The 22,760-nt window shown below is 36.8% G+C and carries 10 protein-coding genes; all 10 read right to left on the bottom strand.

What is annotated here, in order from left to right; all coding sequences use genetic code 11:
• Positions 1-302 precede the first annotated feature (302 nt).
• The 10 genes from Q9Q97_RS09120 to Q9Q97_RS09075 all read right to left on the bottom strand — a co-directional run bounded on the left by Q9Q97_RS09120 (position 303) and on the right by Q9Q97_RS09075 (position 22,549).
• Complete coding sequence (locus Q9Q97_RS09120; RefSeq protein WP_306156283.1) at positions 303-3,743, bottom strand: malectin domain-containing carbohydrate-binding protein; 3,441 nt, start codon at positions 3,741-3,743, stop codon at positions 303-305.
• Positions 3,744-4,134: 391 nt separating this feature from the next.
• Entirely contained in the window at positions 4,135-6,864 is a 2,730-nt protein-coding gene (locus tag Q9Q97_RS09115) for a glycoside hydrolase family 20 zincin-like fold domain-containing protein (RefSeq protein ID WP_306156282.1), read from the bottom strand.
• 338 nt (positions 6,865-7,202) lie between these two features.
• Positions 7,203-8,090 carry a sugar phosphate isomerase/epimerase gene (locus tag Q9Q97_RS09110; RefSeq protein WP_306156281.1) on the bottom strand — a complete coding sequence of 296 codons (888 nt, stop codon included), beginning with the start codon at positions 8,088-8,090 and terminating at the stop codon, positions 7,203-7,205.
• 97 nt (positions 8,091-8,187) lie between these two features.
• A complete protein-coding gene (locus Q9Q97_RS09105) occupies positions 8,188-9,333 on the bottom strand; it encodes an exo-alpha-sialidase (protein ID WP_306156280.1) in 1,146 nt (381 codons plus the stop codon).
• A gap of 318 nt (positions 9,334-9,651) precedes the next feature.
• Complete coding sequence (locus Q9Q97_RS09100) at positions 9,652-12,402, bottom strand: glycoside hydrolase family 78 protein (RefSeq protein ID WP_306156279.1); 2,751 nt, start codon at positions 12,400-12,402, stop codon at positions 9,652-9,654.
• Positions 12,403-12,669: 267 nt separating this feature from the next.
• Positions 12,670-13,293 (bottom strand): hypothetical protein, encoded by a 624-nt coding sequence (locus Q9Q97_RS09095; protein ID WP_306156278.1) that lies wholly within the window; start codon positions 13,291-13,293, stop codon positions 12,670-12,672.
• 107 nt (positions 13,294-13,400) lie between these two features.
• A complete protein-coding gene (locus Q9Q97_RS09090; protein WP_306156277.1) occupies positions 13,401-14,966 on the bottom strand; it encodes a glycosyl hydrolase family 65 protein in 1,566 nt (521 codons plus the stop codon).
• Positions 14,967-15,370: 404 nt separating this feature from the next.
• The gene (locus Q9Q97_RS09085; RefSeq protein WP_306156276.1) at positions 15,371-17,818 is read right to left on the bottom strand and encodes a glycoside hydrolase family 95 protein; all 2,448 of its coding nucleotides are present in this window, start codon (positions 17,816-17,818) and stop codon (positions 15,371-15,373) included.
• A gap of 255 nt (positions 17,819-18,073) precedes the next feature.
• Positions 18,074-19,489, bottom strand: coding sequence for an acetylxylan esterase (locus Q9Q97_RS09080; protein ID WP_306156275.1), 1,416 nt, complete (start codon positions 19,487-19,489; stop codon positions 18,074-18,076).
• Between the two features lie 279 nt (positions 19,490-19,768).
• Positions 19,769-22,549, bottom strand: a complete 2,781-nt coding sequence (locus tag Q9Q97_RS09075; RefSeq protein ID WP_306156274.1) for a glycoside hydrolase family 78 protein — start codon at positions 22,547-22,549, stop codon at positions 19,769-19,771.
• Between the last annotated feature and the right edge of the window lie 211 nt (positions 22,550-22,760).

Here is a 22,760-nt window from a genome sequence, read left to right as displayed (position 1 = left end):
CAAAACGTAAAATTTCTTATATCACTTATATGGTTAATTTCTTAGCGTCTTTGCGACTTTGCGCGATTATTTTTTTATTCTAATTTAAATCTATACTCTTTATTTGTCAGGCTGAGCGGAGTCGAAGCCCACACAAAGTAATTCCGTAACCTTAATCGCCAATCTTTGTCGAGCTTCTTGCGCGGGCTTCGACTCCGCTCAGCCTGACAAAGGAATCTTAACGCGATCAAACTTAATTGAACTTATATGACTTATATGGTTTAAAAACCTTTGTGCCTTCGCGTCTTCGTGGCAAATACCTTTTATTGAAACTCGAAATTATCCAACATTAACCCTTTCAAATCATCTCCTTCCAAAGTAATTTTATACGTTCCAGCGTTGATATAACCTCCTGATGTTGTGTTTAATATTTTCCATTTTTCTGGCGAAGGGAAAAACTCAATCGTATCATTTCGCATTAAAATTCCGTATGCATCTTCCATTTTGAATTTTACTTTTAATGGCGTTTCATTTCGGTTCATAAAACGGAAACGCATCAAATAAATCCCCGCAACTCCAGGTTTTACTTCAAACTCAATACTGTTATTCGTCTTTTTTGTGAATTCAATATAATCTGCTTTTTTGAAATTTCCTTTTTCGATTCCAGTTCCAGTTGTTTTCGTTTTTTCGGCTTCGATGATTACAACAGGTCTCGAATCGTCTTTTTCGCCCATATCATAGGTTGGAACTACGACAATTGAAGTCGTCGTTTCTGAATTATCAAAAGAAACCTTCTCCCCTTTTTTTACTTTTTTAGTGAAAACATCAAAAGAAACTCCAGCATTATTTTTCGCTTTTTCTTCTATTTTTTTACAATCCGAAAGCCAAGATAATGTCTTTATTTTATTGTCAACTAAAACATAAATATTCGATTCTTCTTTTGCTGTAAACGAGCCTAAAACTTTTGAATCAGCAGAAAACTGTACATAATCAGCTCCGAAAAGTTCTGACGGAAGTTCTGTAAATACAACTTCTGAGTTTAGATATTGTTTTGAATTGATATCTAACCAAGAAGCGATTTTAAAATCTTTAGAATCTAAACTTACATTCTGAATATTTCTAGCTGATTCCTCAACAGGTCTCGCGTGATAATCTTTGGTTGCGATTGCAATTGCCGAAATAATCGCCTGCCCCACTTTGACATTTGGAAACGAAATTTTAATTTTTCCGCCAACGCTTTTTACTTTCAACGTTTTCTTTAAAGCATTATCATGACCCGCTTCTGCCCAAATATCGAAATCTTTTAAAACTATATTATCGTTTATGGCAACATCAAACAAACGCCAGCCTTTGCAGTCTAATCCTCCACCCGTTCCGTACCAAGGTTCTGTAAAGTATAATTCGATTACATATTCTCCATCTGGTGCAGGAAATTCATAACTTAATTTGTCAACCCCATATCTGAAAGTTTGAAATAAAGACTGATCTTTTGTTCCGTCGATTGGGTCAAAAGTACTTCTTTGGCTTGCATAAAAATCTGGCAGTTTTTCAAAATTATCTGTCCATGATAAAGAACCCCAGCTGTTTTTTCCGCTTTTGTGTGTATCGGTTAACCAAGTGTTTCCGTTGGAATCTGTGAATTCAGAACCACCGCAGTTTACTCTGTAGATATAATTTAAATCGCTTTTCGCTTTTAAAATATCTGTTTTGTTTGGTGTTAAAGCTTCTAAATTTGGTGCCTTTGGAAGATTATTTAAAACAACATAATCTTTCGCAACGGCTTTTCCGTTTACGTATCCAACGGCATATAAAACATTGTACTGAACGTTGACATTGTTAAACTGAAAATGTTTTCCTATTCCTGGATTTTTTAGTTTTCCTAATGACATTTTATTGACGTCATTAAACAATTCTACTTCGTCGCAATTGGAGTAAATATCGATTCCGTTTTTGATTCCGGCACTTTCCCAACGGCTTGGCCAAGTGTGCGAAACAATATACACCATCGGATTGGTTTTGTTCGAAACATAATTGGCGCGGTACATATAATACGCATCCAAAGGCTCGCCCCAAATCGTAAAAAGTCCTTTGTAATTAACTGGTCCAACTTTGTCGATATCTCTAAATCCTTCTCCGTTCTGCACGCGTCCTGGATTTTCATGCGAAGCAAAAAGCCAGTTGAATTGTCCTGCAATTTTATCTTTTACCGATTCAGCTTCGCGGACTTTAATTTCCATTAATTGAGAAAAACGATTTTCGCTCAAAGTTCCTTTTTGATCGAATTCGCCTTCGGTATGCAAATCTGCCGAACGCCATGCACCATATTCTCCGTTTAATAACTGAGTCGTCATTTCCAGATGATATTTTAACGGATCACCGCCATAAGTTCCAGACCAGTTTTGAACCACATTCCAATCGGTTCCTTCTCCGCCGTTGCAAGTCGTTACAATTCTTTGTTTCTCCGATAACGGATCCATTTCGCGGATAATCTGCGTGCATTCTTCTGCAAATTCTTTCGGAATTGTGCTTTCATTCTGCAAACCCCACATCACAACCGACGGGCTATTTCTGCGTTCCTTAATCCATTCGCGTAAAAGCGTTTTAAAATTTTCTTTAAATTCTGGTGCATCGTACCAAATATGCGCCGAAAACTGGCTCCAGAATAAGATTCCGTTTTCGTCTAATTCTTTTTGGTATAATAAATTATGAGGCTGATGCGCTTCACGGAAAGCATTAAATCCAGCGGCTTTTATTTGCTCGATTCTAGCATGAATCTGTTCGTTTGAAAATGCATGACTATTTCCTATCTGATGTTCGTATTCACAAACTCCATTGATAAAAACAGGTTCGTCATTAATGAAAAAACGATTGTCTTTTCCGTCACGGCTAACCGGCCAACTCACCCAACGGATTCCGTAAGGTGTCGTTAACTGATCGATAATTTTTCCGTTTTCAGAAATAGTCGTAACCAATTTATACAAATACGGATTTGAAGGCGACCACAATTTCGGATTTTGAATTTCAGGCAAGGTCAGCGCCACTTCTTTTTTCTCTCCCGAATTGTATTTGATTTGATTTTTAATGCTTGAAACTTTCTTTCCTGAAGCATCAAAAAGAGTATTCTCTACGGTTAAATTTCGGTTTGAAGTGCCGTAATTTTTGATTTCTGTAGTGGTATGTAAAATCGCTTTTTGTTTAGAAACCGTTTTGTCATTCCAAATATGAACGCCAAAAGGTTCAATTCTGACATCGTTTGTGATAACCAAAGAAACAGGTCTGAAAATCCCCATTGGCTGAGAACCTTCCGAGAATCCCCATTCACCCGAACAGCCTCCGCAAACCCAAGGAAGATCGGCAATAAAGGATGGATGCGATGCTTTTACCAGAATCTGGTTTTCTTTATTTGCATAAATTAATTTGGAAATATCAAGCGTAAAAGTCGTTCTTCCACCTTTGTGTTCGCCGGCTTTTTTTCCGTTTACCCAAACTGTTGCATAAGAACTTACGCCTTCAAAAAACAAAAAGAACTTTTGTCCGGATGTAATTTTATCCAGTTTTAAAGTTCTTTTGTACCAGGCAGTTCCGTGCAAATTTCCATGTTTTGTTCTCCTGAAACCATAATACTGATCCCAATTGTGAGGCACACTTACCTTTTGCCAATTGGAATCAGTTTTTGGATTTTCTACAAAATCTTCTTCTTTCAGCGGAAGATTATCCAGCATTACGGTCTCCCAAGATGAATTCAGCGAAATTTCTTTACGCACTGAACTTTTGCCCTGACTCCAAACAGAGCAAAAACTTGAGAAAAAACAAAAAATAAAAAAAACTATTCTGTTCATATTTTTAAAACCATATAAGTTATATAAGGTTGTTTTTAGTTTATTATGCAAAGCCTTCGGCTTTTTTTGTCATTTCGACGAAGGAGAAATCTTCGCTAGTAGCTCTACAAAGTATGTCGCCAATCTTTGTCGAGTTTCTTGGGGAGATCCCTCGTTCCTCGGGATGACAAGATTGAGTATATTAGTTCTTATTAAACCTGACGGGTTTTAAAAACCCGTCAGGTTTAGCGTAACGTTTGGTTTGCGTGAGGGATTGAGGCGGTATCTCCCGATTTAGCAGAAAGCCCGATTCGCCGCGGCGAACACGCCCAAATTATTAATAAAATAACCAGTCGATTGCTGCTTTTTCTCCTGCATCGATATATCCAACATCACGCGGTGTAATGGTCTGATCTGCGTCGATGAAACCTAAAATCAATACTTTGCCTTTACCCAAATCGAGTTTGTTTTCGCCCGGCTGGAAAGTGTACGTATGAATGTTTACACGTGGTAACTCTTTCAAATTCATGGCGCTTGCCAAAATTACTTCGGCCTGACCGTGTGCATTTCCTGCAGCATCGGTTTCTAAACTTGGCGGTAACAAAAATCTCTTCTGATCGGAGTTGAAATAACCGACTACTAATTTAACCGCTTTTGTGTTTCTGAACTTCAAATGGGTACCTTTTTCGTTCTGGTCGTTTTCTACGAATGAGAATCCTTTTAGATTTTGAAGTTCAGGAGCAATTTTGGTTAATTCAGAAATATCTGTTCCATATACTTTTGTTCCTGTTTTTACTAAATAAGATCCTGGTTTTTCGTCAATAAAAGTTACTTCGGCAGGTTTCCAAGGTTTTCCTTCTTTGGTTTCGATTTTACCGTCTTTAGACGATTTCAGCTTTTCTAAATTTCTTTTAAAATTTGCTAATTCGCGCTCATAATGTGGTAATAATTCTGCCCAAGTTTTGTTGTTTCCGTCGTCACCTCCAATCGGGATTCGTCGTTGTGCGGTCTGCATACTGTTGGCATACCAATAATGATCTTTCGTAAGATTTACCAAAAGCTCGTAATATTCGATGCTTTTTTCTAAATGCGGCAACGCTTTATCTAAATCGGCAATGTCATTTGAATAGCTGTAACGCAAAACCAAAATCGCAGCTTTTACTTTTTCTGAGAAGAAATCGGCGAAAGCTTTATAGCAATGTACATCGTTTTTAAGACGTAAGAATTCGTCTTTATCTTTGGTTACGCTTGCTTCGGCTTTATCGATCGCTTCAACTGCCAATCTCCCGTGTTCTGTAATTTCAGCAATAATCTGCGTTGGAAGTTCGCCAGAATGCGGTTCTTTATTCCATTCTTTTTTAGCGTATTCCAATAATAATTCGCCCGGAGGCCCGCAAGATTCGTGGAATCCCGGATATACTCTCCATTTCGACGGATTTACCAACTGGCTTTCGAACATTCCTAACAATAAAGTTTGACGGTTTCCTTCTGTGATTCCGAAACGTCTTAACGTTTTTGGAGCGATTTCTCCCGTTTCTTCGTAGGCTTTTAGAATATTGTTAGCTGCTTCCTGACTTGTTCCGTATTTTGTGGCTAAGTCATTATCCCAATATTTAATCTCTTCATTTCTATCCCTTTGACTGTCCCAAGCGTATCTTGCCCACGCTTTGTACCAAATCCAATCGCGGTCCATTTCTAATAAACGTTCGCCTGTTTTGGTTTTATCTGCAGAATATGGCCAATCCCAATACGAAGCTTGCGGATACAAGTGTAAAGCATTTGCTCCGTGAATATTGTGCATGGCTTTTACCGTTTTCTGAATAAAATCTGGTGAACCGTATCTGAATGGCTCTAAATTCGCTAGAATATGCACGTTTTCAATATGAATCGATTTTAGAGAACTCAACTGTTTGTGCGTTTCACCCCAAGGTCCGCCCGGCGTGTAAGTCGTTAGAGATTCTCCTGTGTATTTACTTTCTGTGTATAAATTCTTGTATAACGGAAGCGACTTTTCCATTACCAAAGGTCCGTCTGTATCGTGCGAACGCAAAATAATCGGCGGTTCTTCTGTTTTTCCTAAAGCCTGTAAACCATCGCGAACACCTGGAATAATGGTTTTGGTAAACCATTCTACGTCGTCATCAACGGTATTAATCGCTTCGCCCAAACAAACCATTAAACCAACATTTGGATATTTTTCGATAAAAGCAGCAATTGATTTTCTGGTGTAATCTGACAACAAAGGTGTAATTGGTCGTGAACGATCCTGAGTTTTGATGTTGTAATGCTCTGCAAAAGGTTTAGAAACAATGATGTTGTAAAACATCTGAATTACCCAGATTCCTCTTTTATTCGCTTCTACAGTCAGGAATTTATAGATTTCTTCGTTCTTTTTGAAATCTTCGTCGCTTACTTCTACAGCAAACGGATATTCTTTTAGTTTTACCAAAGAAGCAAATGGGTGTCCGTTCCATAAATATAAGGAATTCATGCGGTTATCAACCATCATATCCAAGTACTTAATCCATAATTTTTGATCGTAAAACCATGGAAAAGTTTCTGGCGTATACGGATATTCGTAAACGTCACGTCCAGGAAGATATACGGGTTTCTGCATTCCGATACAAGCGCCACGCAAAACCATTTCTGGACTGTCGTCGACGTTCAAATCTGATGGCAGTTTACCTGAATCTTTAATTCGGTCTACCAATTCCAAAGCGCCGTACAACGCTCCAGTCGCATCTGTTCCTTCGATATACGTGATATTGTTTTGAGTACGAATCTGGAAACCTTCTTTTTTAGTCAGTTTGCTGTCGTCTATTTTAGCGCTTTTGGCGTTTTTTTTCCAAAAATCAGTTCCTTTTTCACCAATAACAATTACTTTATCTTTTGATTTTTTGAATTTGTCTGAAGCTGTAACCTGAAATCCTTTTGAAGTTAAAGTCTCAGCTAATTTCTCTGCACCGTATTTTGCTCTCGGTGCATTGGCATCACTCACAATGGTGATGTTTTGCGCTTGCGCGAAAGTGACGTAAAAAAATAAAAGAAGTAATTGTAAATGTTTCATTGTGTTCTGGTTTTATTCTTGGCAATCAATTTTTTTTCAGGAGCTAATCCCGCTATCCGTTACAATCTTTTTTATTTTTAAAGAAAAAATAAAAAAGGATTTCCACTTCTATCGGGGCTAGGGCATTCATTTTCATAAGATTGTTTTCGTCTTTTTGTCATTCTAACGGAGGAGAAATCTCCGCAAACTAAATCGACAATCTTTGTAGAGCATCTTGCGAAGATCCCTCGTTCCTCGGGATGACAAAAATGAGAGTAAAATCTGCGCAAAAACATCACGCAGATTTTTAAGTGAAAAATTGTGTTGTTTAACGATTACATATTTTCACCAATTTATTTTTATTTCTGAAAAACTTTCTTCAAATAAGCTACATTCGCTCCGTAATTGGCTTTTACGTTATGAACTTGATTTACATCTCGTGAACGTTCTACAATCAGCCAACCACTCCATTTCATTTCATCTAGCGTTTGTTTGATTTTTGGCATGTCGATCGCAGGATCGTTTTCTAACCAAAATTTATCGGTATTTGAAGCGTGAATCTGTGCTAAATGTTTTTTACCTAAAATCTTTAATTCTGATGCTATATCTCTTCCGTTATCTACGGCATTGGCAAAATTGAAAGAACTTTTAATGTATTTTGAGTCTACTTCTTCTAAAAGCTTTTTCTCGTCTGTGGCGCTTAATGAAGTTTCAATAGCAATCACTCCGCCAATTTTACCGACTTGCTTTCCTGCCCATTTTAATCTTTCAATAACAATCGGACGCAGTTCTGGATTTTTAGTCAAATCACTTTCTGTTCCTAATGGTAAAAAAGCGACTTTTACTTTCATGTTTTTCATTGCCGCTACGCAATCATTAATCATCGGTTCGATAGTTTCTCTTTTGGCAAAAGACTGTGCGTAGAAACCTGACATGGCAATTGAGCTGATTCCGACATTTAACTCTTTCGATTTATCTAAGAACTTTTTTCTTTCTACAGGATCACCCAATTTGCTGTCAAAAGTCGGACGCTTTCCTAAACCGCCCATATCCATTTCGATTCCGTCTGCTTTTATTTCAGCTGCTAATCCGAAAGCACCTAATTTCTGTCTTTTTAAAATCATCCAATCGCAAACCGCTACTTTGTACTGCTGTTTGTTTTTTGATGCCTGAGCCGTTGCGCAGCTGTTGAATGTTGTTGATAGAACAACTAGCAATGCAATTAATAAATGTTTTTTATATATCATGGGTATATTTTTTTTCTGCCACGAATTACACTAATTGCACTAATTTTTTAAATAATAATTCGTGAAAATTGGTGGAATTCGTGGCGAACTTTTTTCTTTACTCTTCTTCTGCTTTTACGGCTGTCACTACTTTTCCTTCTTCGCCTGGCCAGATTCCATTTTTGATTGGAAGCGCTACCAATTTACTCGGATCAACTTTTACGTATTTAAGTTTTTCTCTTCTCCAAGTATACACAATATGCACCATTCCGTCTGAACCTTGAATCATAGAAGGATAAGAATATTGGCTGATTTTTGAATCTTCTAAAACTAAAGCCGCGTTCCAGTGAATTCCGTCTTTAGAAACCGAAACATTCAAAGGCGTTCTTGGTCCTTTTGCTTCTTTTCCTGGAGGCAGAACGTGATTGTAAACTAACAAATGTCTTCCGTCTTTAAGAGTTACAGCGTCTGTTCCTGAGTTGTTATTTGGAAGTCCGATTAACTCCACATCTGACCAAGTTTTTCCGTTGTCTTTTGAGAAAGTGCTGAAAATTGCTCTGTTTCTGGTTCTTCCAATTGCTTGAATACTGCCGTCTTTATGGAATAAAATACTTGGCTGAATGGCATTGATTTTTTGTTTTCCTCTCGAAAGTGTGTCACCCATTACCCAAGTTTTTCCGAAATCTGGAGTCGATTCCATGCGAAGTCTCCAGCCGTCGCCTTCTATACTTGACGGACAAAGTAAAGTTCCGTTGCTTAATAAAACTGGTTTATTTTTGATTGGTCCCAAGAAACCATCTGGCATTTTTTGAGCTTCAGACCATGTTTTTCCGCCATCAGATGAAGTTCTGATTACGCCCCACCATTCTGATGGTTTTGGTCCAATTTTGTAGAAAAGCATTAAATCGCCACCTGGAATTTGATATAAAACAGGATTCCAAGTTGGTAATCTTGGGCCTTCTTTCATTACGCCGTCGGCTACTTTTACGCCTTCGTTCCAAATATCGCTTCCTTTTGGTTTGATTGCCACATAAATGCAGACATCAGGATTTCTCTCGTGAGTTCCGCCAAACCAAGAAGCTACTAAATCACCATTTGTTGCTTCGACAATTGTAATAGCGTGGCAAGACGGATAAGGCGCTTTATCGTAAACAAACTGATCTACTAAAATTCCTTCTTTCCAAGTTTTCTTTTCTAAAGCCGACTTACAACTTCCTAAAAGGAAAAGTCCAAACAAGACAAATGCTAATTTTGTAATCTTCATTCTTAATTAAATTATGAATTATTTTTTCTGACTATAAATATAGACCTAACATTTTTTTAGGTAAAAATATTTATTAAGTGTAAAAATAACACTAAAAAATTAACAATGTATCCTGTACTGTCCCGAAATACTAAAAATGCAAGTTATTTAACGTTTATCGCAAAATATCTTAAGCTTTTTATTATTAAAGCATCTTTATCTGGGGACAAATTGTCCCTGTGTAACTTTCTAGCTTTATAATTTGCGTCTGTTTTTTTTATATGATCTGTAGCATTTTTAAAAGTTGCCTACACGATAACAACAAAATTCTTCTTTAATTTATTGTTTTACATTCAAAACATAAGAACCTGATTCTAAAGTCAGGATAATAGTATTATTTTCTATTTTAGAATTAAAAGTCTTATCCAACCTTTGTTTATTAATCGAAACAGTAGAAATATCACTGGTTGGAAGATATACAACAGCAGAACTATTAGCCGGAATTGTAATATTCCAAGCCAAACCTTTTTTATCTTTTTTCCAGTCGCTTTTTATAGTTCCGTAAACAGATTCATAAGAAGCATTTACATACGTTAATCCAGCATTAAAATCGGGTTTCATGATAATTTGCTTGAAGCCTGGAGTTTCAGGATTGCTTTTGATTCCCGCCATATTTTCGTAATACCAAATCAGTAAATCGCCTAAAAGCATAACGTGGTTTTGCGAATTCATTGCTGGATCTGCTGTGTTTCCGTTCCAAAGTTCCCAGATTGTAGTGGCTCCATTTTCGACCATATAACCCCAGCTTGGATACGTTTTATTCGATGCTAATTTGAAAGCCAAATCTCCGCGTCCAAAATTGGTTAAGGTTCTCATTAAAAACTGCGTTCCGATAACGCCTGTACTTATATGACCATTTTTAACCACTTCTACTTGGTGTACTAAATTTTCGAATATTTTAGTTTGTAGTCCGTCTGCAACCATTCCGAAAGTCAAAGGCAGTAAATTGGCGGTTACGGTATTATTCGCGTAACTATTTTTATCACTATTTAAATATTTAGCGTTGAATGCTTTTTTGATTCTTAAAGCTAATTCATCATAATGTTTTATATCATTTTCAGCATTTGCAATCACCGCAAATTTCTTCATGATATTCAACAACTGATAATAAAATGCGCTTGAAATCAATTCCCCATCTGTTAAACGCATTGGATCTTTCGAACGAATTAATTCTAAAGATTCTGGCGGAACGCACCAATCTCCGTATTTATCTTTGGTCATGATATCATCAACCAGATAATTTTCTTCCATATAATCCATCCATTTTTTCATGTTTGGATATTGTTTTTCGACCACTTTTGCGTCTCCAAATTGCTGATACAGCATATCAGCAACCGTGATATACGTTCCCGGCCAGGTTACATTGTCTCCGTAATAACGCCAGAAAGCAGGCGCCACATCTGGGAGTCCGCCATCTATAGTTTGGGAATATTTAATATCGTCCAGCCATTTTGCATACAAAGCCTGATTATCAAACAAGAAACTTTCGCCATAAGCGCCTGTTGTCCTATCTCCCAGCCAAGGCTGACGCTCGTTTCTCTGCGGACAATCAATTGGCATTCCTTTGTAATTTCCGCTGATTCCCCACCACGCATTCTTAAAAATCTGATTCATTATTGGATTCGAAGAATCGAAAGTTCCCGTTGTTTGAATGTCATCATAAATGACTTTTCCAACGAAATTGTCTAAAGTCAGTTTGCTAGTAAAACCAGAAATTTCAACAAATCGAAATCCGTGGAAAATAAAACGAGGTTCCCAAACTTCTTCGTCTTCACCTTTTAAAGTATAAATATCAGTCGTTTTCGCATCACGCAGATTCGCAATGTATAACGAACCGTCAGGCTGAAGCGATTCTGCAAACTTCATCGTGATTTTCTCTCCGCTTTTTCCTTTCACTTTCAATTGTAGCCAGCCGACCATATTTTGCCCCATATCTAAGATATAAGTTCCTTTTGGTGTTTGTTTAATTGAAATTGGTTTTACTTCACGTTTCACCTTCATATTTGCCGACATCTGACCTTCGTAAAATCCACCCGGTTCTTGAACATATTCTGCTGAAAGCCATTTTTTATCATCAAAATTAATGGTGTTCCAACCCTTCATTTCTTTGCGGGCGTCGTATTCCTCTCCGTCGTATTCGTTATTCGATAAAATCGGTCCGTCGGTTGTAATTTTCCAAGTGTCATCCGTACGAATTATGTCCTTATTTCCATCCGCATATTCTACAAACAATTGCAAAGCCATTTTCGGGTAACCAAACGTTTTAATTTTATACGGTTTATAATCCTGACGCATGGTAAAAAAACGTCCGTTTCCTAAAATCGTTCCCAACATGTTTTTACCTTCCTGAAGTTGCGAAGTCACATCAAAAACATTGTATTTTATATTCTTTGTATAATCCGTCGGAACAGGCGCTAAAACCTGATCTCCAATTTTATTTCCATTAATGTACAACTCATACAAGCCCATTCCCATGATATAGACTTTGGCATTTTTGACTTTCTTTTTCAGATTGATTTCTTTTCGCAAATAACGAGCTGATAATCTCGAATACTGTGAAATGCTATCTCCAAGCGAAGCTTTTTCATACCCAATCCATCTCGTTGATTTCCAGTCCGCGTAAGTCAGAATACCAATGCTGAAATGAGCATTTTCTTTTGATTGAATTTCTCCTATATTGGTAAAAACTGTTACTTTCCAGAAAACATCTTGACGGTCTTTTAGTTTTTTTCCATTATAAATCACATTTATAGAAGCATCACTTTGCACTTTTCCGCTATTCCATAAATCGCCATTTCCTGCATTTAGTTTTTCTAAACTTGAAGAAGCAATAATTTGATATGCCGTTTGTTTTACATTGTTTACGTCTGTTTTTATTTTCCAACTCAATCTTGGCTGCAAAACGTCAATTCCTTCGGGATTTGTCAGCATTTCGCATTTTAAATCACTCACCACAATCTTGTTTTGGGCTTTCGCCGAAATAGTAAAAAGTGAAATTATTAGGGTAAGATGTAAAAAAAACTTTTTCATGGTATTGTTTATTGTTTCCCGCAGATTTTGCAGATTTTTCAGATTGAGCAGATAAAAATCATTTTAATCTGTGTAATCCGTGGCAAAAAAATCTCCAATATCTACCAAATCTGCGAGAGTAAATTTTATTCTCATTTTTTGTCATCCTGAGCGAAGTCGAAGGACACGCACTGTAATTCCACAATCAAAATCGATAATCTTTGTAGAGCTTCTTGTGGAGATCCCTCGTTCCTCGGGATGACAAACTATACGTAATATTTTAAAAAATCATGGATTAATAAACCTTCTCAATTTATCCATTGTACTCAAACTTTCAAATGCAATTTTATTTCGTTCTAACAATTTACTGGTTTCCCAACGCATTTTCCACTCAGGGTCCTTGAGTTTTTGCCTCAACTTAGAAACTATAGATGGATTATTTTTCAAAACGGATTCATCAATCCAATATTCTAAAAATTCTAAAGCATTTAAGCGAATGACAAAATCTTTATGATCCAATCCTTTCAATAATTTTTCTCTCACTCTTTCTGCAGGATACGTATCTAGAGTTTCGACTAAAATTTCATTGATAACAGAAGAAAGTTCTTTAATACGATTCTGGTCCAATCCTATTTGATAAACCCTGCTGAATTCATCCGAAAGAAAATCTCCCCATTTATCAAGATCTTCATCCTCACTCAAAGCATAATAGACAAACCTAACTTTATCGGGCTGTGCATAAAGATTGTTTTCACAAAAGCGCTTTACCGCTTCTAAATCTTTTACAGCTAGTTTCTGAACGTCTTTTATAGCTTCCTCAGATTCTTCATATTCAAGATCATAATATTCATCAAGAGTTATTAACTGATCTAAGTTATGTATAGGCTTAAAAACCGCTTTCTTCTCAATCATAATATTTCAAATAAGGTTTAGAATATTTTTTAAGAGTTAGAATTTAAAAATCAAAAAAAATCCGCAAAATCTGCAGAATCTGCGTAAAACCAAATCTCAGCAAAAAATTACTCCGAAATTACTTTCTCCAATTTCTCAGAAAACGCAATTTCTTTTCCGTTTTTATAAATTCTAAAACCTTTTCCTTTTTTGTATTTTTCTCCCGTTTTGTCCCAAAGAATGGTAATAATATTTCCATGATACAAAACATTATCCAAACAAAACCAATCCCATTTTTCTTGTGGAATCAACGGATTCACTTCAATCTTTTCATCTGCTCTCGGGCGTAAACCAACCATTCCTGTAATCATCAAATCGTTAAAAGTCGAATGATTGTAATAACGGCTTCTTTCTCTGTCTCCCATCAACCAATAGCCTGTTGTTTCGTCTAAATATTCACCAAGATAAGGTTTTCCTCTGTAATACTGCGACTGCACATACAATTCCATTTGTTTGAAATAATCTGGTTTTCCAACAAAATTCTGATCGTAACCATTTAAAACATTTGCCATTGCAGTCAAAGTCTGCGAACTTGCAAATGGCCAAATAGCACCGTCCCACTCGCAGGTTCCAGTTCCATGAGTTCTAAAACGCGGACTTCTTCTTTCTGCCGTTGTTAATCCAAAAGGTGCCGAAAACCCTTTTTCATCTTTAATCTGTTCCCAAGCTTTTTCAAATCCTTTTCCTTTTTCAGGAAGATTAAAATACCACGGAATAAATCCTATTGCTTCTCTAACTTGTGCCAGAGTATCTTTCTGTGTCAAAGTTTCAAAGAATTCACTCTTTGGATTCCACAATTTGGTTTCCACTAATTGCTGTAACTCATCAGCTTTTGTTTTAAATTTTCCTTCTGTTTCCTTATCACCTTTCATTTCAGCCATTTTAGAAATCGCTACGGCGTTTCCGTACATATAACTGTTAATTGTAGGTCTTGCATTTTGCACTTTTCGTCCGCCACTTAAAGATTCTTCCATTCCGTCTTTTACATCATGCTGCCAAAACAAACCATCTTTTCGCTGACGGTCTTTTTCCCAAACCGCATAATCCGTAACCATGTCTGGATACATATCCAACAAGAATTTTTCATCCTTATTCACCAAATAACGATTGTACAAAGCATCCGCCGTCCAACTGCTGAATTTATACAATTTGTTCATCGGTTTTCCGTCATTTCCACGGTACCAAATTTTCACATCCTGCTCAATATATTTCGTATCATGAACCCAACGGAATTCATTAATATGATGCCCCAAAGCACAACTAATCATATTGTATTTATCGGCATACGAACGGTCTACCAAAAACTCTGTAATCGCAAATCCTTGTGGTGTTTGTTTAATATGTTTACGAACACTCCACCATCTGAAATAATAAATTTCCTCAAAATTCTGCTGCGGACATTCAAACAACGGAATATTCTTATCCATCCAAGCCCACGCACTGTCATTCGGAACTGCAAATTTTAAATTTTCGTCTTCCATCGTGTTGAAATAATCAACATAATGTTTGTAATCCGTCGAGTTTAAAACCGCTGATTTTCCTTTCTGAGAATGATCTACACCCGATTTACAGCTTGTGTTTAAAGCTATTAAAACCGTAAGGGCTATTATTTTGTATTTAAAATCTCGTAACATTTTAATTGTATTATTTTAATATTTTTTTGGGCGTGTTCGCCGCGGCGAATCGTGCTGTCCGTTCCCGCTTCCCGATGAAAAATCGGGAGAGCTCCACTTCCATCACTCACGCGAGAGACGTTTACGTTTTCACTACACCTTTATTTCTCCTGCAAGGTTTTCGAAACCTTGTAGGTGTTTATTAGTTCCAAGAGATTAATCTCATGGTTTTGTCATTTCGACGTAAGGAGAAATCACACTAGAAATTCCGCAACAATTTTCGACAATCTTTGTGGTTACGCGTGCGATTTCTCCCTAAGGTCGAAATGACAAAATGAACCTGAAATTTATACCTACAAGGTTTCGAAAACCTTGCAGGAAAAAAACTTTAAACTACCTTATATCACTTATATGGTTTCAAAAAATCAATTCCCAGTAAAAGTATACGTCTGCCCCGCTTTCATATTCACATCGTAAATATTGTAATTCGGCAGTTTTACTTTTTCAAGTTTCGCTTCATTCGAAATAATTGGTTTCTTCACTTCTACATCATAAAACAAAGCATTTGAATTTTTACCTTTTGCTTTTTTTATTGACGACCCTTTCAAAGTATTTTCTACTTTTAAACGACAGTTTCCACCAATTTTCGAATAGATCTTTAAAGTCGAAACCTTATTGTTTTTCCAAGTCATATCGATTACAAAACCACCTCTTGCCACTAAACCTTTTATGCTTCCGTCTTTCCAAACCGTTGGTAACGCTGGCAGTAACTGAATCGCATCTTCCTGACTCTGCATTAGCATTTCAGCGATTCCAGCTGTACAGCCAAAATTCCCATCGATTTGGAAAGGCTGATGCGCATCTAACATATTCGGATACGTTCCTCCTCCTTTTCTCTGATCTGCCGTTACCAAATGCAATTGATCCTGAATCAGTTTATACGCGTGATTTCCGTCTAAGAGTCTCGCCCATAAATTCACTTTCCATCCCATTGACCAACCTGTAGATTCGTCTGTTCTGTAAATCAGTGATTGTTTTGCGGCTTCAAATAATTCAGGTGTTTTAATTGGCGAAATCTGATTACTCGGATATAATCCGTACAAATGCGAAACGTGTCTATGATTGTCTTTCGGATTATCCCAATCGTCTTGCCATTCCTGTAACTGACTGTGTTTTCCAACTTTCATTGGAGGCATTTTTGCCAAAACATCGCTTACTTTTTTCGCGTAAGCAGCATCTTGAGCAACCAGTTTTGAAGCTTCGATTACATGTGTAAACAAATCAAATATCAACTGATTATCCATTGTCGTTCCCGATGCAATAGTCGATTTTCCTGTTCCTCCCGCATGCGTGTTTTCAGGCGAACTTGAAGGTACAACAACCAAATATCCTGTGTTTGGATCTATAATCATGAAATCCAAAAAGAAATCGGCAGCACCTTTCATTATTGGATATATCTCTGCTAAATATTTTTTATCTCCCGTATACAAATATCTTTCCCATAAATCCTGACAAACCCAAGCTCCTCCTGTCGGCCACATTCCCGAAGCAGCTGAATCTACTGGAGCGGTTACACGCCAAATATCGGTATTGTGGTGTAAAACCCATCCGCCAGCATTGTACATCATTCTGGCAGTTTCTGCACCTGTAACGCTTAACTCTTTAGCCATCTGCAAAAACGGTTCGTGCATTTCCTGCAAATTAGTTACCTGTGCTGGCCAATAATTCATTTCAGCATTAATGTTGGTCGTGTATTTACTGTCCCAAGGCGGAGTTACCATATCGTTCCAAATTCCCTGTAAATTCGCTGGCTGTCCACCTGGCTGTGAACTCGAAATCAATAAATAACGTCCAAATTGGAAATATAATGCGGCCAACTGCGGATCAAATTGTTTAGAGAAATCTCTAATTCTTTCGTTGGTTGGTTTCTTAGCATTTTCATTCGAACCTAAATATAAAGCAACTCTATTGAAGAATTTTTGGTAATATTCAGTGTGAGATTTCTTAATGGTTTCAAAATCTTTTATTTCGGCTTTAGCCAAATAATCTTTGCTTTTGGCAATTTCATCTCCAGAAATATCTTGATAATTTTTAAAATTCGTAGCAATCGAAATATAAAGTGTCACTTCATCAGCTTTATTAATACTCAAAACGCCGTTGCTCGCATCGATTTCGCCACCTTTATTTTTTGCCGTTAATCTTCCCTGAAATTTTACTTTTCCTTTTACGCCTTCAAAATTAGTCCCAACTCCAGAAAGGATAATCTGGTTTCCTTCTGTTGACGGAACAGTTTTATCAATTGGACTGTTCATGAAAACATTGCACGTAATCTGTCCCGGCTTGCTTGCAGAAAGCTTCACAGCAATAACCTGATCTGAAAAAGCACTTATAATTTCGCGTGTAAATTCAACTCCATTAACGGTGTATTTCACTTTCGCGGAAGCGTTACTAATATCTAAATCTCTATAATAATTCGAATATTTTTGATGCCCCGGAAACGAAATATAAACGCTCCCAAAAGTCTGATATGGCATTCCGTCATTGGTCTGCGACATGATATCTTTTGTAGCCAAATCTTGCGCTTCATCAAATTTCCCTTCAAATATTAATTTACGAACAATTGGCAAAGCTTCTATAGATTTAGAATGTGCATTACTGTTAGGAGAACCCGCCCAAATGGTTTCTTCATTCAATTGTAAACGCTCAACAGCTGGATCGCCAAAAACCATTGCGCCTAAACGTCCATTACCTAATGGTAAGGCTTCATTCCAGATTGCAGCTGGTTTATTGTACCAAAGTTTCAAATCATTTTGTGCCGATGCAAAGGAAAAAATCCCTAAACAGATTGCGGTTATTTTAATTTTTAGATTCATACTTATATATTTTTTTTCGCCACTAATTACACGAATTGCACTAATTTCTTTTTTAATTTTTAATTCATTTTCTCTAATTTTCTGCCACAGATTAAAGGATTTTCACTGATTAAAAATCTGCTAGATCTACTAAATCTGCGGGAAAAATTTAACTCTCGCAGATTTTGCAGATCTGGCAGATAAAATCCAGATAATCATTTTAATCTGTGGCATAAAAAAATTCGTGTAATTCGTGAAATTCGTGGCAACTAACCTTTATTTCTTAACCTCATAAACCTTCAGATTTTTTTCTCCGAACATTTCATATAATTTGTTGATGTCTTTAAGCGCATTTTTAGGCAATTTTTCACCTTTATCTCCAAAAACAAACAACTTTTCTTTCGGTTCAATCACACAAGTCGATTCATCGATTTCACCTTTATCATTCTTTACTTTATTCAAATCTAAATCCAAATATTTCGCCATAAACGGATACAACGCCATACGCTTCGAAATTCCGAAATCATGTCCTTCTTTTGCAAAATGAGCATTTTCTACCAAATCCTTTTTACCGTATAATTCATAAGTTCTCTGGATAAAAGGAAATTCCAATTCTGGAACTGCCAATGTCCAATCTTTTCCATCTGAAACGATCAATTGCGGTTTTGGAGCCATCATAGCTGAGATTTCAGCGTTGTTTGTTCCGTTTCCACATAAGTGAATGCCGCGCCCGCTTTCGCACGGACATCCGCCAGAAAAGTGAGAGGAAACCATTACCACTGGAGCCGAAACTTTTACACGATCATCAATCGCTGCTAAAAACATCGTATGTGATCCTCCGCCTGAACCTCCTGTAACACCAACTCTCGTCATATCCGCATTTTTAACCGTTGCTAAATAATCCAGCAGACGAATTCCTGTCAACAACTGAACGGTTGATGCAATACTGTTTCTGTGCGTTTCTTCTGGAAACTGCAATAAGGATTCTCCCCAAGCAAATAAATCGTAACCCACAACAATGGCCCCCATTTTTGCCATCATTGCACATCTATACTGTTCATCTTTTCTATATCGTCCGTCGCCAAAATGTCCGTCTGGAGTTATAATAACAGCTGCTTTTTTGTTCAACGGATACGGTTTGTAAATCGATCCCGTTGCATAAACACCCGGTAAAATCTCCAGAGCGATATTCTCGACACTGTAGTCTTTATAGATTCTCTTTGGAGTTAAAAGTGGCTTAGACTTAGGTGTAGGGGGCGCCTTATCCAAACCAAATGATGAAATCATACAAGCTTTTAACTCCATTTTGCGTTTTTCCCATTGTTCTTTAGTCGAATAAAGGCTTTCTAAATAAAACAAACGTTCTTTTCCTTTATCAACAGAAACTTTATGGTTTTCATATTTACGAATAATGTAGGTTCCATCCGGCTGTTTGAAATACATCAATTCGAATGGTGCCAAAATATTGGTCAGCGACAACGGCAGGCTTCCCGGTTCAATTCTCCAGTCGGCATAGTCGAGTTCTTTTCCTTTCAATAAACCTCTGTCATCGTTGATCGTTACATTAAATAAAGTTTCAATTTTCTTTAGCGTTTCTGATACTGGTTTTCTAAAATTGGTATCAGAAGTCTGTGCATTGGCAAATGTCAAAGCAAAAATGGAAACTAAGAAGATGTATTTTATTTTTTTCATTGTTATGAGATTGTACGCAGATTTAACGGATTTACTTCGTAAAGACGCGGATAAAAACGGATTTTTAATTTTATATTCTATTTTTTCAATTGCCTCCTGCTTTAGCTGGAGGAACATATATTAGCTTTTAAATTGGCTTTAGCCGAACTTTAAATTTGGCTAAAGCCTTATTACTTGTCTTATTTATAACCTCCAGTTAAAACTGGAGGCAATAGATTTAATTAAAAAAATCTGTGAAAATCTGCGTCTTCGCGATAGCGAATCCGTGTCATCCGCGTTCTATATTGTGCATTCAATTATATATTTTCCAGAACCTAATTCTAAACTCGGTTTCTGAGCTTTTTCATCAAAACCTACCCTAAGCTTTTTACCATCAATTTTTATCTCAGAATTCTTAGCAACTGGCAATTTTATTGTCGCTGTTGTATTTACCGGAATTTCAACATTTAGAATAAACTTTCCGTCTTTCTTTTCCCAAGAAGAAACAATTTTTCCATAAACCGATTGATAGTCCGCTTTCGCGAAAGTCATATCGCCGACAACTTCTGGCTGAATAAAGAAATGTTTGAAACCTGGTTTTTCAGGATCCGATTTAATTCCGGCTAAACTTTGGTAAAACCATTCCTCAATCTGTCCCATCATAAAATGGTTATACGAATTTCCTTTTCTCGGATCCCATTGTTCCGTTAAAGTTGTTACACCGTATTTAACCTGAAAACCATAACCCGGCGCATCATAATGATTGTTCATTTTAAACATCGTTTCGTTTTCACCATTTTGTGCTAAAGCTTGAAATAAATAACGATTTCCAACATCTCCCGTCGTTAAACGATTGCCTTTTGCAGCAATGTCTGCCAATAAGTTCTGCATTACCGCTTCTTTGTATTGTGGCTCTACAATATTCATAAAAATCGGAACGGCATTGCTAAACTGACTTCCAGTTCCGTATTGTTTGGTTTCTGAGTTGAAAAACTCATCATTAAATGCCTTTTTAATATCAGCAGTCAAAGTTTCATATTTCTCAATATCTTCGGTTTTACCTAATAATTTAGCTGCTTTTGCCACCAAACTTGCTCCGTAATAAAAATGAGAAGTTGCCGAAAGCGCAATCGGACTGTTTTTTGAATATCCCGCAGGATGCATTCCGTAATCGTACCAATCACCCAAACCGTGCGAAACAATGTGATTTTTAGATTTTGATTCTAAATAATCGACATAGTTTTTCATAACCGAATAATATTTTTCAATTAAAGACGCATCGCCGTAATATTCATAATACATCCAAGGCAGAATCACGCCTGTTACTCCCCATTCTGGAGAATCGGTAAAATCGCCACCAAAAATGATATACTCAGGAACAATCGACGGAATAAGTCCGTTTTCTCTTTGCGAATCTGCAATGTTCTGCATCGTAGCAGGAGCGAAAGTCTGCAGATTATAATTGAAAAGTAAACCTGGCCCGTTTAAGTGAATTTCTTCCAACCAACCTAATTTTTCGCGTTGTGGACAATCCGTAAAAACACTCTGGAAATTACTTTTTATAGCATAATTTATAATCTCATGTGTTTTATTAAAAAGCTCATTCGAACACGCAAAACTTCCCGCTTCTCCAGCCGAATTGTAAATGAAATTCGATTTTAATTCTACAAGAGTCGGCAGGCTTTTATCTTTTGTTTCTTTGTAATTAATGTTTTCAATCTGAACAAACTGAAATCCGTAAAAGCTGAATTTCGGCGTCCATTCTTCGGTATCTTTACTTTTTAGAGTATAGTCATAATAATACGGTTTTCCCGATTTTCCTTGTCCAACCGTTCCGTCTTCGTTTAAACTTTCTCCAACCCAAACACGAACGGTTTGTCCTTTTTTTCCTTTTACTTTTATAGTTGGAAATCCAGAAAGATTTTGTCCCATATCAAAAACAAAGAAATTCGGTTTCAGCTCTTTTGCCGTTTTAACTTCATATTGTTTCTGAATCGTAATTGGTGTTGTAGTCTGCGGTCTTAAAACTCCTTTCGGAGCTTCCTGAACGACTACTTTTTTCCAATTTGAATCTTTGAAATGTTTAGTATTCCATCCTTTTTGCTCTAAATTAGCGTTGTAATCTTCTCCACCAAAAATGCTGTTATACGTAATCGGGCTTTTGCTGTATTTCCACGTTTCATCTGACTTTACGATTTCTTCTGAATTATCATTGTATTTGATTTTCATTTTGAAGAATAAAGTCGGCGGACCAAAACTTACGAAAAATTTGGTATATCGTTCAGCCAGTGTGTTGTACATTCCATTTCCTAATAAAACGCCGATAACATTTTCGCCTTTTTGAAGTTGTTTTGCGCCTAATTCGTAAACATTGTAATTAACCGTTTTGTCATAATCTGTCCACAAAGGCGCAAACTGACTGTTGCCAACTTTTTTTCCGTTGATAGTTAATTCGTAATGCCCTAAGCCTGAAATATAAACAACCGCTTCTTTGATTTCTTTTTTTACTTCGAAAGGTTTACGAAGCATTATACTTCTCCTCGAAAGAGAATCGGAAGCGTTGATAATCGCGTCTTTCTTTTCTCTTTTGTAAGTCGCGCTATGAAAGTTTCTGCCTTCCGGCAAATGGCTGTCGGCTTTTGTAATCGCTCCAATCCAAACGGGATTTAATTCTGATTCTAAAGGTGCGGTTCTAAAAGAGGCAGTTTTGCTCCATTTAGAAAGTTTTCCTTCTTGATTCCATACTTTAACTTTCCAGAAATATTTGGTTTCATTTTTTAATGGTTTTCCGTTGTAAACAATATGCAGGTTTTTATCTGAGTTTACTCTTCCTGTATTCCAGATATCTCCGTCGTCATTGTTTAGTTTTTCTTCCGAAGAAGCCACTAAAATCAAATAGGCGATTTGTGAGGCATCGGATTCTTTTGAAACCAATTTCCAACCGAATCTCGGCTGATTCTGAACGACAGCTAAAGGATTTTCAGCCATCTCTGTTGTGAGGTGTACAGGCAGAATTTGTCCTTTACAAACTAGGGTTACTAAAAGAGAAAAAACTAATACTATTTTTTTGAAATTCTTCATTTCTTATTGTTGAGATTTTGAACGCGGATGACGCGGATTCGCTATCGCGAAGACACTGATTTTCTCGGATTTTTTCTTCTTTTTAAATAAAAAAAAAAAAATCCGTTTTTATCCGCGTTTTTACGAAGTAAATCCGTGTCATCCGCGTTCTTTATTTTTTCGCCACGAATTCACGAATTTTCTCTAATTTTTCTTTGCGCTTAATTTTTCG

It is taken from the genome of Flavobacterium sp. DG2-3, from assembly GCF_030730925.1.
Taxonomy (GTDB): domain Bacteria; phylum Bacteroidota; class Bacteroidia; order Flavobacteriales; family Flavobacteriaceae; genus Flavobacterium.
The sequence above is the reverse complement of the archived record's forward strand: the minus strand, read 5'-3'. Positions and strand labels throughout refer to the sequence as shown.

Excerpts from the sequence above, each read along its gene's own strand:
- Q9Q97_RS09115 (WP_306156282.1), bottom strand. The coding sequence starts at position 6,864 with ATGAAACATTTACAATTACTTCTTTTATTTTTTTACGTCACTTTCGCG.
- Q9Q97_RS09110 (WP_306156281.1), bottom strand. The coding sequence starts at position 8,090 with ATGATATATAAAAAACATTTATTAATTGCATTGCTAGTTGTTCTATCA.
- Q9Q97_RS09105 (WP_306156280.1), bottom strand. The coding sequence starts at position 9,333 with ATGAAGATTACAAAATTAGCATTTGTCTTGTTTGGACTTTTCCTTTTA.
- Q9Q97_RS09100 (WP_306156279.1), bottom strand. The coding sequence starts at position 12,402 with ATGAAAAAGTTTTTTTTACATCTTACCCTAATAATTTCACTTTTTACT.
- Q9Q97_RS09095 (WP_306156278.1), bottom strand. The coding sequence starts at position 13,293 with ATGATTGAGAAGAAAGCGGTTTTTAAGCCTATACATAACTTAGATCAG.
- Q9Q97_RS09090 (WP_306156277.1), bottom strand. The coding sequence starts at position 14,966 with ATGTTACGAGATTTTAAATACAAAATAATAGCCCTTACGGTTTTAATA.
- Q9Q97_RS09085 (WP_306156276.1), bottom strand. The coding sequence starts at position 17,818 with ATGAATCTAAAAATTAAAATAACCGCAATCTGTTTAGGGATTTTTTCC.
- Q9Q97_RS09080 (WP_306156275.1), bottom strand. The coding sequence starts at position 19,489 with ATGAAAAAAATAAAATACATCTTCTTAGTTTCCATTTTTGCTTTGACA.
- Q9Q97_RS09075 (WP_306156274.1), bottom strand. The coding sequence starts at position 22,549 with ATGAAGAATTTCAAAAAAATAGTATTAGTTTTTTCTCTTTTAGTAACC.